Source organism: Vibrio marisflavi CECT 7928 (assembly GCF_921294215.1).
GTDB lineage: Bacteria > Pseudomonadota > Gammaproteobacteria > Enterobacterales > Vibrionaceae > Vibrio > Vibrio marisflavi.
Genome location: NZ_CAKLDM010000002.1, coordinates 1,710,466 through 1,724,052, shown reverse-complemented (window position 1 = coordinate 1,724,052; position 13,587 = coordinate 1,710,466). Strand labels below are relative to the sequence as shown.

Here is a 13,587-nt window from a genome sequence, read left to right as displayed (position 1 = left end):
CATATTAGTGAGTAAAAAGGAGTGCGCTTTGGCACTCTTTTTTTTACTTCTAACCCTGAGATTATATCTTGGTGTCATAATCTGTCGTGCGAGGTGGACAAGTGCCGAGAATTTCCCGTCGACCACTTTCTTTGACTTCCTCTAACACCACCTCAAATCCCCATAGGCGATATAAGTGCTTCAATACTTCATCATGGCCTTCATCCAATGGTATTCGGTCGTGAGGAACATATTGAAGTGTTAGCGAGCGGTCACCACGGACATCAACACTATAAACCTGAATATTAGGCTCTAGATTGCTGAGGTTATACTGTGCGGCCAACTTTTCCCTGATTTTTCTATAGCCAGAATTGTCGTGAATCTCGCTCACTTCAATGAAGTTTTTCCGGTCATCATCACAAATAGCAAACAGCTTAAAGTCTCGAATTAGTTTCGGAGATAAGTACTGGCTGATGAAGCTTTCATCCTTAAAGTTGCGCATGGCGAAGTGAACAGCATCAAGCCAGTCTGTTCCTGCTAGATCAGGGAACCACTCTCTATCTTCATCGGTTGGCTCTTCACAAATCCGTTTGATGTCGCGAAACATCGCAAACCCAAGCGCATAAGGGTTGATGCCACTATAATATGGGCTGTTGTAAGATGGCTGTGCGACAACACTTGTATGGCTATGCAAAAACTCCAAAATGAACTTTTCTGATACTAGGCCTTCATCGTACAGGTGGTTAAGGATGGTATAGTGCCAGAACGTTGCCCAGCCTTCATTCATGACTTGAGTCTGCTTTTGCGGATAGAAGTATTGGCTTATCTTACGAACAATACGGACAATTTCACGCTGCCAAGGTTCTAGCAATGGAGCATGTTTCTCGATGAAATAGAGGATGTTTTCCTGTGGCTCTGAAGGGAAACGTACCTTTACGTCCTCTTCTTTGGTTTTTGCTTGAGGAACAGTTCTCCATAGCTCGTTAACCTGAGATTGTAGGTAAGCTTCTCTTTCTTCTTGCCTTGCTTTCTCTTCCGCAATAGAGATTTTCTCTGGACGTTTGTATCGATCTACACCGAAGTTCATCAATGCGTGACAAGAGTCCAGTAGCTCTTCTACTTCTGATACACCATACTTTTGCTCGCACTCAGCGATATAGTTTTTCGCAAACAATAGGTAGTCGATGATTGAGCTGGCATCGGTCCAAGTTTGGAAAAGGTAGTTGCCCTTAAAGAAGGAGTTGTGTCCATAACAAGCGTGTGCCATAACCAAAGCTTGCATTGTTACGGTATTTTCTTCCATTAGGTAAGCTATACATGGGTCTGAGTTAATGACAATTTCATAGGCTAAGCCCATCTGACCATGTTTATAGCCCTGTTCTGTCTGGATGAATTTTTTACCAAAGGACCAGTGATTATAGTTTATGGGCATACCGATACTAGAGTATGCGTCCATCATTTGTTCTGAGGTGATCACCTCTATTTGGTTAGGGTACGCATCCAACCTATAGTGATCCGCTACTCGCTTGATCTCTTTGTGGTAGCGATCGAGTAAGTCGAATGTCCAATCTGGCCCATCTGGTAGCGCCTTGGTCTTTTTTTTCGAGCGTGGTTTTGTTTTTGTTGTCATATGCGCCTTCCTAAGCCGTTTCTTTCTGGAACAACTCTCTAAACACAGGGAATATGTCGTCGACAGTTCGGATGTTTTTCATCGCGAAGTTATCGAATGCTTGTTCGAGCTTCTCATATTCATGCCAGAGCGTTTGGTGGGAGCGACGTGTTATCTCGATATAAGAGTAATACTGACAATTTGGTAATAACTTATTGATTAATAGCTCTTTGCAGCGAGGTGAATCATCAGCCCAGTTATCTCCATCAGAAGCTTGAGCTGCATAGATATTCCATTCACCAACAGGGTAGCGCTCTTGAACAATCTCGTTCATTAGTTTCAGCGCACTTGAAACGATGGTGCCGCCGGTCTCTTGTGAATAGAAGAACTCATGTTCGTCGACTTCCTTTGCTTGCGTGTGGTGACGAATAAATACAACTTCAACATTTTCATATGTACGAGTTAAGAATAGATAAAGAAGAACATAGAAGCGTTTTGCGATATCTTTGGTTGCCTGATCCATAGAACCGGATACGTCCATTAAGCAGAACATGACGGCTTGGCTTGAAGGGATAGGCTTTCTCTCGTAGTTCTTAAAACGAAGATCGAAGGTGTCTATAAATGGAACGCTTTCAATTTTTTTACGTAACTCCTTGATTTCCTTTTTAAGCCTTTTCTCTTCTAGTGCTTGGGCCGGTTCGACATTCTTAATACGCTCAAGCTCGTCTTCTAATTCGTTTAGTAGTCGTTTTTTCCCTGCAGTCATCGCTGTACGACGAGCTAGGGATTGCTGTAGGGAGCGGACAACCGCAATATTAGAAGGGATACCTGCTGTCTGGTAACCGGCTCGATGAGTTTTCCACTCGGTAATTTTATTTATCTGGGTTTTCTCAAGATTCGGGAGTTCCAAATCTTCAAATAAAATATCGAGGTACTCATCTTTTGAAATTTGGAAGACAAATTCATCTTGTCCTTCACCATCAGGACTTGCTTCACCTTCACCAGAGCCACCACCTTCACCACCACCTTTAGGGCGGTCAATTTTGTCACCTTTAATGAATTGATCGTTGCCTGGGTGAACGCGCTCTTTCACGCCCCCTTTACCTTGGTGGAAAATTGGTTCTTTGATATCACGATGTGGGATAGAGACATCTTCACCCGATTCGGTATTGGTGATAGATCGTCTGTTTACTGCATCAGCAACAGACTCTTTGATTTGTTCTTTATGACGACGTAGAAAGCGCTGACGGTTTACAGCACTCTTATTTTTCCCATTCAGTCGTCTATCTATAAATTGCGCCATGAGCCACCTCTAGTAAACTTCACAATAAGCCGACTATCTGCCTTTTACAGCAGATAGTACTTTGTTTCGGGCTTTTGTTAGTTGCGGTTAAGAGGATTTACGTACGCGTAAATACCACTCGGACAGCAATCTTACTTGCTTCTCTGTATAGCCCTTCTCCATCATACGCGCGACAAAGTCGTCGTGTTTCTTCTGATCTTCAGAAGACGTTTTCGCGTTGAAAGAGATAACAGGTAGCAACTCTTCCGTATTCGAGAACATTTTCTTCTCGATAACGGTACGCAGCTTCTCATAGCTGGTCCAGATAGGGTTCTGGCCATTATTATGAGCTTTAGCACGCAATACAAAGTTAACGATCTCGTTACGGAAATCTTTCGGGTTACTGATACCCGCGGTTTTCTCAATTTTCTCCAATTCGCTATTGAGAGAAGCGCGGTCGAACAGCTGTCCTGTTTCAGGATCACGGTATTCTTGATCTTGAATCCAGAAGTCTGCGTATGTGACATAACGGTCGAAGATATTTTGTCCGTACTCAGAGTATGACTCTAAATACGCGGTTTGAATTTCTTTACCAATAAATTCTACATAGCGAGGGACTAGGTAACCTTTCAAGAACTCTAGGTATTTCTCGGCCATTTCTTGAGGGAACTGCTCTCTCTCAACCTGTTGCTCAATCACATAGAATAGGTGAACAGGGTTAGCGGCTACTTCAGACTGATCAAAGTTGAATACTCGAGATAAGATCTTGAAAGCGAAACGTGTAGAAAGACCAGACATACCCTCATCAACACCAGCGTAGTCACGGTACTCTTGATAGCTTTTCGCTTTTGGATCCGTATCTTTAAGGGTTTCGCCATCATACACTCGCATCTTAGAGAATAGAGAGGAGTTTTCTGGCTCTTTAAGTCGAGATAGGATGCTAAATTGAGCTAGCAGATCCAAAGTACTTGGTGAGCAAGGTGCTTTTGAAAGCTCTGAGTGATCAAGTAGTTTTTGGTAAATTTTCACTTCTTCAGAAACACGCAAGCAATATGGCACTTTCACGATGTATACACGATCAAGGAATGCTTCGTTGTTTTTGTTATTTCTAAATGTTTGCCATTCAGATTCGTTGGAGTGAGCTAGGATCATGCCGTCAAATGGCAGCGCAGATAGCCCTTCGGTACCGTTGAAGTTTCCTTCTTGAGTTGCGGTAAGCAATGGGTGTAGAACTTTGATCGGTGCTTTAAACATCTCGACAAATTCCATCAGCCCTTGGTTTGCTTTACATAAAGCGCCTGAGTAGCTATATGCATCTGGATCGTCTTGTGAGAAGTGCTCTAGCTTGCGAATATCAACTTTACCCACTAGTGATGAAATATCTTGGTTATTTTCGTCACCTGGTTCAGTTTTCGCTACAGCAAGTTGGTCAAGAATTGATGGCCTGACTTTCACAACTTTAAATTTAGAAATGTCGCCACCAAATTCATGCAGTCGTTTCGCCGCCCACGGAGACATAATCGAGCGAATGTAACGCTTTTCGATGCCGTATTCGTTCTTCAACAAATCACCATCTTCGTTAATATCAAATAAACAGAATGGATGGTCATTTACAGGGCTACGCTCACCGTTTGCAGAAAGTACGTAAATTGGTACTTGTTGCATTAGCGCTTTTAGTTTTTCCGCTAGGGAAGATTTACCACCACCAACGGGGCCAAGTAAATATAGAATCTGTTTACGTTCTTCCAAGCCCTGCGCAGCATGTTTAAGGTAAGATACTATTTGTTCAATAGCATCTTCCATCCCGTAAAAATCTTCGAATGTTTTATATCTTGAGATCACTCGATTGGAAAATATCCGACTTAAAGTTGGATCTTGTGCTGTGTCGATTACTTCAGGCTCACCAATGGCCATGAGCAAGCGCTCTGCCGCATTTGCGTAGGCACTTTTGTCATCTTTACAAAGTTGTAAAAACTCTTGTAAAGATATCTCTTCATCCTTGGCGGCTTCATAACGTGCTTGGAAATGGTCAAAAATACTCATATCGAAATCCCCTCTGAACCTGTCAAAATGACATACAACCCGCAGTAAAGTACAAATCCTTTCATACTTAATCCTAGCTCTTCTTTACACATTTTGCTTAACAATTATGTGTTTAATTACAAAAACGGTGATGAAAATCCCTTATTCGAAACTGTTCATTTTTCTGGTGAATATGTTTGGGATACATTACCGAAAGCTGGATTATTTTGTACCAGTGTTTACTTATTACATATTAATTCCTCAAAATCCAATAAATGATTGATAGCATTTGTTTGAAAATATGTAGAAGTTTATACTTGTTCGCAACATCGACGATGAAAAAGTGAACTTAAGGAACATAAAGTGAAAACAAAATTGTTGGCGGCTACTGTGGTGGCACTTGGTGCAGTACCAATGGCCGCAAATGCGGAATTTTCGTTAGGAGCAATTGCGTCCTATTCACCGGAAACATATAAAGATACCCCCTCAATAAAAAGGGTCTTTCCGCTGGTTGGTTATGAAGGAGAACACTTTTTCATTCGTGGCCTAGGAGCCGGATATCGTCTTCTACCTGTAGATAGAAGAGGCGGCTTTGGCCAGAACATAGTTTTTAGATTGAAATACGATCCAAGGTCGTTGGACCCGTCGGATTCAAGTGATACACAAATTCAAGAATTAGATGAAAGAAAAACGACCGTTTATGGTGGTATTGGTTATCAGTTATACACGCCGATAGGATTGTTTGAATTAGCTGGAATGACGGATACTTTGGGTCGAAGCAACGGTTCTTACGCTGATGCTTCTTGGAAGGTACCGTTTATGTTTGAACGCTGGGGTATTGTTCCGACTATCGGCTATACCTATGACGATTCGAAGATGAACAATTATCTTTATGGCGTGAGTGCATCTGAAGCTACGAGGTCAGGCCTTAATGAGTTTGATGCAGGGCCGGATGGTTCTTACTATGTGGCAATAAAGAGTTATCTCAATGTCACTGACCACGTTCGGATTACTGCCAGTGTCACTTATCGCAACCTAGAGGGTGATATAGAGAAGAGCCCAATAATCGAAAGCGGTATCAATACGACTACGGCGTTAGGTGTATCTTACGTGTTTTAAACTGTAGGGTTTAGATGATTTGAATTAGGCGGTGAAGTTATTGTTTCTTCACCGCCTAATTTTTTATGCGTTCAGAATTTGATTAAGTTCAGTCGCACTTAAGTGATACTGACGTGGGCATTCGCTCCAAGTCGTCTGCATTCTGCGGTATTTATCCAACATTGGTACTTGGCTATTGAAGCAGTGCTCACCTTTATCAAACTGAGGGTATAGGCCTTCAGAATCGACTAAGAATCTCACGTAGTTGACCAATTGCGGCTCACTTGCAATATCAAACCCAAGGAACTGTAAGCGACGTTGATCGACTTCTGAGTTTTCTTTAGAACTCAACATTCTGCTGGATTCTTGCATTGCGTGGTACATTTCCATGATATTTATTATTTCACGGCATTCTTCTTCTATAAGGCAACCAAACTCTTTGTTTAGCTCTTTCATCTGTAGCTCATAACCACGTTCTACAATGGTTTGAAGGCGCTGATATTTGCTTGAATTATCAGGGTCTAATTTAGCCATTAATAGGTATTGGTTGGATAAAATTAAACGTTGAGCATTTGTCATTTCCATGCCGGCCTCACTAACAATATCTTAACTTTTGTTGAATTTAGTATAAGAGCAATATTTGCTTTTAAAATATGATCTAGACACGTGTAACAGTAAATTAGATAGAATTAACTGAAACATCTGGGCGGGTTATGTGTTTGAGTGCAAGCTTTTAGGCTGATGAGCACTAGTGTTTTGTTGAGTGGAATACATTCCCGCGGCTTTTCTGCCGCGGGATGATGAGGAAGGAAGATCAGTATTTTACGTTGTCGTGATATTCACTGATTATGCTGACAATATTGTCCATCACTTCTTTGCTTGGCGGCTGCACGCCTTCAAGTGGATATTCATAGCCTAACGCTTCCCATTTGTGGGCACCTAGCTTGTGATAAGGCAGAAGCTCAATTTTTTCGATATTGTCCATGTCCTTAATAAACTCCCCAAGCTTATGTGCAGCGCTTGGGTCGTCAGTGTACCCGGGCACAACGACGTAACGAATCCAAGTTTTTTGTCCCACTTTGTTTAAGTAGCGGGCGAACTCAAGTGTACGCTTGTTGGATACACCAATGAAGTCATGATGAACCTCATCGTCCATGTGCTTAATATCTAGCATCACCAAGTCAGTTACTTCCAGCACCTCGTCAACAACGTCTGTGTACTTACGGATGAAGCCGTTTGTGTCGAGACATGTATGGATACCTTCATCTTTTGCTGCTCGGAAGAAGTCGCGTACAAACTCCGGTTGCAGCATGGCTTCACCACCCGAACAGGTAATACCGCCTCCTGATGCGTTCATAAAGTGTCGATAAGACTTAGCTTCGTTAATTAGCTCTTCGACGGTGACTTCTTTTCCACCATGAGTATCCCACGTGTCTCGATTGTGGCAATACATACACCGCATGAGGCAACCTTGGACAAAAACTATGAATCGAATACCTGGTCCATCGACTGTCCCGCAAGATTCAAAAGAGTGAATACGACCGATTGTTGACATGAATGCTTCTCAGAAAGGAAATTTGAACGATATTTTATTACAAAAAGTAAGGTTTAAATAGAGTGAATCAGCGCTGAAGCTATGCAAAATCAAAAAATCCTCCATCCCAGAGAAAGTGTTATAAACTTGTTATTAATAATAAAGTTATTACTTGAGTTTTTACGCAAGCCATTTTTGAGAAAAGTCGTATTTTCTTGATGATGAATAAGGATGTTCTATGAGGGCGATTTCTATCTCACAAAAGCAGAAAATAACTCTATTTTTAGTGCTGTTAACTATAGGGTTTATGCTTCTTGGAGTTTTTACTTCAACTCGTTTATCAGAAATGGAGCGACAGTATTTTAGTAGTAACCAAATAACGACGGGCTCTATTACGATGTACCAAACCGAAGTTAGGTTGCTTTCATTAGCCAAAGAATTGGGCTCTGTCACGGGTGATCAGGTCGCACACTTAAAACAAGAAGTCGCCGCCGTTTCACAAGAGGTGCAGCAAAACGCTACTTTTCTGGAGAAATTAAATTTGTCCGAAGAGGCGAGTGCATTGGTTGAAAGTACTAAGCAATTTGAGCTTGCTTTATTGCCTTGGTTGGAATTGCGGACTGAGCTGGGCTTTACCGTTAGTGAAGGTAAACTTGGTCAACTAAAATCATTAGCCGACACGATTGAGAAGAAAATTGCTGAGACAGGGATGGTCACTTTAAATTCTGACTTTCAGGCAATGGTTAAGGCGCAACAAAACTACCTTCTTGAACCCAGTGAACAAAACTTAAAGCTGTTTAATCGAGCGATGTTTAGCTTTGTGAGCATATCCAATAGTTACGCGATGCTTGAGTTGTATGAAAAGGAAATAGAACTATTTAAGCAGACTTTTACTCGTGTTAGTGAACTCTCTCAACAGCTGGGCTCTATGGAAGGCAAACTAGTTGCTAGCCAAGATAAGGTAACTTCTGTCGTCAAATTGGCAACACAAAAACTCACTTCTATTGATAAAACTTATTTAGATGCAGCGCGCGCAAATGCGGATCAAACCTTATGGTCAGTGCTAGTCGCGTGTGCCGTATTGGCCGTATTCACTATTACTATTTTTATGATGTTCAGCTTGTCGCTAAATAAAGCACTCAAATCAACCAATGCAACGCTACTGGAAGTCTCCAAAGGAGATTTGTCTATAAGAATGGCTAAATCCAGCAACGAGAAAGATGAATTTAACCAACTGGCCAATGCCATCAACCAGAGCTGTGAAAATCTTGGTGAATTGGTGAGTGCTGTTCAGCTTAGTAGTGATGACCTGTCATCAAATGCTGCGGAGTTAAATGTTGGGCTTGATAGCCTTGCGAAAAACCAATCTGACGTATTAGGCCAAACTCAACTGCTTGCTTCTGCTACTGAAGAAGTTAGCGTTACCACTCAAGAAGTATCTAACTCGCTAGAGTTTGTAGCAGATATCAGTAAATCAACCACCAATGCTGCTGATGAAGGTAGCAAAATCATTACCTCGGCCATTGGTTCTCTCGAAGAGGTTGCAGAGATACTGACTGCTGCGGCCGGTCATACCAAACAATTAGAAGAAGCTTCTTCCAAAGTGGACTCAGTGATGGAGATTATCAACGGAATTGCTGAGCAGACGAACCTGTTAGCGTTGAACGCAGCGATCGAAGCCGCTCGGGCTGGAGAGCAAGGGCGCGGGTTTGCTGTGGTTGCTGATGAAGTGCGAAATTTGGCCGTACGTACCGTCGATGCAATAACAGAAATATCTGGCACAATTGAAACAATGCGAAAAGAGAGTGCTGATGTAATTCAATATATATCTCAGTCTGAAAGCACTATGAAAGTAGGGCAAGAGAAAGGGATGGCTGCAATGGATGCGTTGTCTCAAATTACTGAGAAAGCACAAGAGGCAGCGCAGCAAACTGACGTGATTTTTGGCTCTATCAGAGAGCTCGCAACGACGAGTCAATCCATGGCTGATAACATGACACAAATTTCAGTCGCAATGAGAGATCTCGAGCAAAACAATGAGCAACTGAGATCCATCGGTGAACTGGTAGACAAACGCTCTAGTGACTTAAGTGTCGATTGCCAACGATTCAAAATCTAGCTGCTAGAAAAAGGCGAACAGGGAAATACCGCCATTGCCGCTAATAGAGTGCGCTGATTCTTTGTAGGCTTGTGTTGTTCCACTCAAATTTACATTGACACCAAAACGTTCGTTGTAGATAGCAAACCCTACAATCGCGCTGCTTTGTACATTTTCTAGCGTAACATCGTATTGCGCACTTGGGCTAGGCAAACCAGAACGATCTCCCTCAATGGTAATATCATTAAACACGTAGGCTGTTTTTACCCCAGTATACGCAAACCAACCGGTACCTGAAGGGCCGAGCATTCCTGGTCGAAATGGGTTCTCGGTAGAGATCTCGGCTGCACCTAAACTATCTTCTAAATTATATCCCCAACGCAACATGAATCCTGTCGCGACGTCGCTTCGAAAGTTCCCAGCGTTACCCCCAGTTATATTCGATAACTCTAGGCTAGAGTTGCTCCAAAACTTGTCTCGGAGTAGGTTTAGGTGAACAAGATAACCAACCCCAGCAGTATATTCATTGTCTATTTGATAGTCCCAGCCCTGCGGCTCATCTGAGCCAATTAGCGAGTGAATAAACTCTTGTGATTCCTTTGACAAAGATCGTTCACCAGTTGTCCCTAATGTTACGTTGAATCTTTGAGCAGCGACTGGACTGACACTGATGTAATTCGTTTCTAGATATAAATATCCGGCGTAGGGTCTATCGTTTACTTGTGGCTGTGATGACGCAATATCCGATGGTGTATATATTTTTTGTCCTAAGGTTACTCCGATTTTATCTATCGATGAGATCCCCCAAAGTGACAGACTTAATGGTGTAAAACCTAACGAAGGCGTTGTGGCTGGTGAGGTGTAATTAATAAAAACGCCGCTAGAGTAATCACGGTCTGTGCCAAATGTTCCATCATTGTCTACTCCAACACTGAGTGTAGAGCGATCAGAGGCGTAACTGTGTGCGGTAAGCAGTGCTAGTGAGAGCAGGCAAGCGAGCTTTTTCATTGCGTAACATCTTGTCTAGAAATCCTTTATTTCAAGACCTTATCAGGAACGTGTTAATTTTTTGAAATTATCAATGATAAATGTGCGCAAGCTCAGATGAATAAAAAAAGCCTCGCGAGATGCGAGGCTTAGTTACATTTTTATAAGTCGGCTGATTATAGAGACTCAGTAAATGTACGTGCGATTACATCAGCTTGTTGCTCTGCAGTTAGAGAGTTAAAGCGAACAGCGTAACCAGAAACACGGATAGTTAGCTGAGGGTATTTCTCAGGGTGCTTAACTGCGTCTTCTAGAGTGTCACGGTTAAGAACATTAACGTTCAAGTGTTGACCACCTTCAACACCAGCTTCGTGGTGGAAGTAACCATCCATTAGGCCAGCTAGGTTAGCTTTTTGGCTCTCTGCTTCCTTACCAAGTGCATTTGGCACGATAGAGAAAGTATAAGAGATACCATCTTGAGCGTCAGCAAACGGTAGTTTACCTACAGAAGTCAAAGAAGCTACAGCACCTTTCTCATCACGACCGTGCATTGGGTTTGCACCAGGAGCGAAAGGAGAGCCAGCACGACGGCCGTCAGGTGTGTTACCAGTTTTCTTACCATATACAACGTTAGAAGTAATAGTAAGGATAGACTGCGTAGGGATAGCATCGCGGTACATCTTAAGTTCGCGGATTTTGCCCATGAAGCGAGATACTAGGTCACAAGCAATGTCATCAACGCGCGCATCGTTGTTACCGAATTTAGGATAATCACCTTCAATTTCGAAGTCTGTCGCGATGCCATCTTCGTCACGTACTGGTTTAACAGTAGCGTATTTGATTGCAGATAGAGAGTCAGCAGCAACAGATAGTCCAGCGATACCACAAGCCATTGTGCGTTTGATGTCACGGTCATGTAGAGCCATTAGAGATGCTTCGTAGCTGTACTTGTCGTGCATGAAGTGAATGCTGTTTAGAGCTGTCACGTATTGCTTAGCTAACCAATCCATGAACGTATCTAGACGAGACATTACGTCATCGTAGTTTAGAACGTCATCAGTGATTGCTTCAGATTTAGGACCAACTTGAAGTTTTAGCTTCTCGTCAACACCACCGTTGATTGCGTAAAGCATAGTTTTCGCTAGGTTAGCACGAGCGCCGAAGAACTGCATTTGCTTACCGACAACCATTGGAGATACACAACATGCGATTGCGTAGTCATCAGAGTCCATGTCTGGACGCATTAGGTCGTCATTTTCGTACTGGATAGAAGAAGTATCAATAGATACTTTTGCACAGAACTTCTTGAAGCCTTCAGGTAATTGCTCAGACCAAAGTACAGTGATGTTTGGCTCTGGAGAAGGACCCATAGTATATAGGCTGTTTAGGAAACGGAAGTTTGTACGTGTAACAAGCGTACGTCCATCAATACCCATACCACCCATAGATTCTGTAGCCCAGATTGGGTCGCCAGAGAATAGCTCATCGTATTCAGGAGTACGTAGGAAACGAACCATACGTAGCTTCATTACGAAGTGGTCAATCATTTCTTGAGCTTGTTCTTCAGTGATACGGCCAGCAGCGATATCACGCTCAACGAAGATATCTAGGAAAGTAGAAGTACGACCTAGAGACATTGCAGCGCCGTTTTGAGACTTAACAGCAGCTAGGTAACCGAAGTAAGTCCACTGGATAGCTTCTTGTGCAGTTTCAGCAGGAAGAGAGATATCACAACCGTATTTAGCAGCCATTTCTTTGATTTGGCCTAGAGCACGGTGTTGCTCAGCAATCTCTTCACGAAGCTGCATAGTAGCTTGCAGGTCTTCGCCGTTTTCAAACTTCTCTTGTAGAGAGTTGAATTGTGCTAGCTTGTCTTTGATTAGGAAGTCAATTCCGTAAAGTGCGATACGACGGTAGTCACCGATGATACGACCACGGCCATAAGCATCTGGAAGACCAGTTAGAACGCCAGACTTACGACATTTTAGGATGTCTGGAGTGTAGATATCGAATACGCCAGAGTTATGAGTCTTGCGGTACTCGTGGTAGATTTTTGAGATTTGTGGATCTAGTTCACGGCCATATACTTTGCATGAACCTTCAACCATGCGGATACCACCGTTAGGGATGATAGCGCGCTTCAAAGGAGCGTCTGTCTGAAGACCAACGATAGTTTCTAGATCTTTTTCGATATAGCCAGCATCGTGAGAAGTGATGGTAGAAATTACATCAGTATCAAAGTCTAGAGGTGCCTTAGTACGGTTCTCTTCTTTGATGCCTTCCATTACTTTAGTCCAAAGCGTGTTAGTTGCTTCAGTACCTTCAGAAACTAGGAAAGATTCGTCGCCTTCATACGGCGTATAGTTTTTCTGGATGAAATCACGAACGTTTACTTCGTTTTGCCAATCACCTTCAGCAAAACCTTCCCAAGCTTTAGCAAATTGCTCTGCCATGACATACCTACCTTATTAGTGGTAAAAACATTAACTATTGTTTCTATAGTGAGCCGTCCCAAAAGACCACTCGTTTTTAATCTATTGACTCCGCACGGTATTGAAACATGCTATCTAAGCAAAAACTTGTTGATGATAGCGGTGCGGCTATAAACCTAACTAAATCAATATGGCTTCAAACTAAACTAAATTTTTTTTGCAAACCTTAAACTAAATCAATAAAACTTAAAATTTGTTGATAAAGAGCTTTTGATTTTGGATTTTTCTATTCTAGTAGACCACTCATTAGCAACTGCCACTAAACCTCTTCGTTGGACTCATTGAAATTACGTTTGTTCCTACATACAAACTATTGTCATGAGAAATGTATCAGAGAAAAGTATTGACTGGCTTATGAAAGTTGAATGTAAAATTTTGCGAAGTGTAACCCCCTCAATACAAATTAAATGTGACGATTGTCAAAATTTAATGTGGTTCAAGTGTCTAGCCTTATGAATGTGCTGAGCTGCGAAAGAGTTTTTTTAT

At 42.3% G+C, this 13,587-nt stretch carries 9 protein-coding genes; 2 read left to right on the top strand and 7 right to left on the bottom strand.

Features of this window, described 5'->3' with window-relative positions:
- Positions 1-61: 61 nt before the first annotated feature.
- The 3 genes from L7A31_RS14670 to L7A31_RS14660 all read right to left on the bottom strand — a co-directional run bounded on the left by L7A31_RS14670 (position 62) and on the right by L7A31_RS14660 (position 4,913).
- Positions 62-1,609, bottom strand: coding sequence for a SpoVR family protein (locus L7A31_RS14670; RefSeq protein ID WP_237362520.1), 1,548 nt, complete (start codon positions 1,607-1,609; stop codon positions 62-64).
- Positions 1,610-1,619: 10 nt separating this feature from the next.
- Positions 1,620-2,891, bottom strand: coding sequence for a YeaH/YhbH family protein (locus L7A31_RS14665; protein ID WP_237362519.1), 1,272 nt, complete (start codon positions 2,889-2,891; stop codon positions 1,620-1,622).
- Positions 2,892-2,978: 87 nt separating this feature from the next.
- Positions 2,979-4,913, bottom strand: coding sequence for a PrkA family serine protein kinase (locus L7A31_RS14660; RefSeq protein ID WP_237362518.1), 1,935 nt, complete (start codon positions 4,911-4,913; stop codon positions 2,979-2,981).
- 342 nt (positions 4,914-5,255) lie between these two features.
- Here L7A31_RS14660 and L7A31_RS14655 point away from each other — a divergent pair, with 342 nt between their 5' ends.
- Entirely contained in the window at positions 5,256-6,011 is a 756-nt protein-coding gene (locus L7A31_RS14655; protein ID WP_237362517.1) for a MipA/OmpV family protein, read from the top strand.
- Positions 6,012-6,074: 63 nt separating this feature from the next.
- Here the strand turns inward: L7A31_RS14655 and L7A31_RS14650 are convergent, their stop codons facing one another.
- Positions 6,075-6,575 (bottom strand): YfbU family protein, encoded by a 501-nt coding sequence (locus L7A31_RS14650; protein WP_237362516.1) that lies wholly within the window; start codon positions 6,573-6,575, stop codon positions 6,075-6,077.
- A gap of 229 nt (positions 6,576-6,804) precedes the next feature.
- Positions 6,805-7,545 (bottom strand): pyruvate formate lyase 1-activating protein, encoded by a 741-nt coding sequence (gene pflA, locus L7A31_RS14645; protein ID WP_237362515.1) that lies wholly within the window; start codon positions 7,543-7,545, stop codon positions 6,805-6,807.
- Between the two features lie 217 nt (positions 7,546-7,762).
- On the opposite strand from pflA, the gene L7A31_RS14640 reads away from it, so the two are divergent.
- On the top strand, positions 7,763-9,643 hold the full coding sequence (locus L7A31_RS14640) for a methyl-accepting chemotaxis protein (protein ID WP_237362514.1): 1,881 nt from the start codon (positions 7,763-7,765) through the stop codon (positions 9,641-9,643).
- Between the two features lie 3 nt (positions 9,644-9,646).
- Here the strand turns inward: L7A31_RS14640 and L7A31_RS14635 are convergent, their stop codons facing one another.
- Positions 9,647-10,630, bottom strand: a complete 984-nt coding sequence (locus tag L7A31_RS14635; protein WP_237362513.1) for a lipid A deacylase LpxR family protein — start codon at positions 10,628-10,630, stop codon at positions 9,647-9,649.
- A gap of 155 nt (positions 10,631-10,785) precedes the next feature.
- The gene (gene pflB / locus L7A31_RS14630; protein ID WP_237362512.1) at positions 10,786-13,062 is read right to left on the bottom strand and encodes a formate C-acetyltransferase; all 2,277 of its coding nucleotides are present in this window, start codon (positions 13,060-13,062) and stop codon (positions 10,786-10,788) included.
- Positions 13,063-13,587 lie beyond the last annotated feature (525 nt).

Coding starts and splice junctions, on each gene's coding strand:
- L7A31_RS14670 (WP_237362520.1), bottom strand. CDS start 1,609: ATGACAACAAAAACAAAACCACGCTCGAAAAAAAAGACCAAGGCGCTA.
- L7A31_RS14665 (WP_237362519.1), bottom strand. CDS start 2,891: ATGGCGCAATTTATAGATAGACGACTGAATGGGAAAAATAAGAGTGCT.
- L7A31_RS14660 (WP_237362518.1), bottom strand. CDS start 4,913: ATGAGTATTTTTGACCATTTCCAAGCACGTTATGAAGCCGCCAAGGAT.
- L7A31_RS14650 (WP_237362516.1), bottom strand. CDS start 6,575: ATGGAAATGACAAATGCTCAACGTTTAATTTTATCCAACCAATACCTA.
- pflA (WP_237362515.1), bottom strand. CDS start 7,545: ATGTCAACAATCGGTCGTATTCACTCTTTTGAATCTTGCGGGACAGTC.
- L7A31_RS14640 (WP_237362514.1), top strand. CDS start 7,763: ATGAGGGCGATTTCTATCTCACAAAAGCAGAAAATAACTCTATTTTTA.
- L7A31_RS14635 (WP_237362513.1), bottom strand. CDS start 10,630: ATGAAAAAGCTCGCTTGCCTGCTCTCACTAGCACTGCTTACCGCACAC.
- pflB (WP_237362512.1), bottom strand. CDS start 13,062: ATGGCAGAGCAATTTGCTAAAGCTTGGGAAGGTTTTGCTGAAGGTGAT.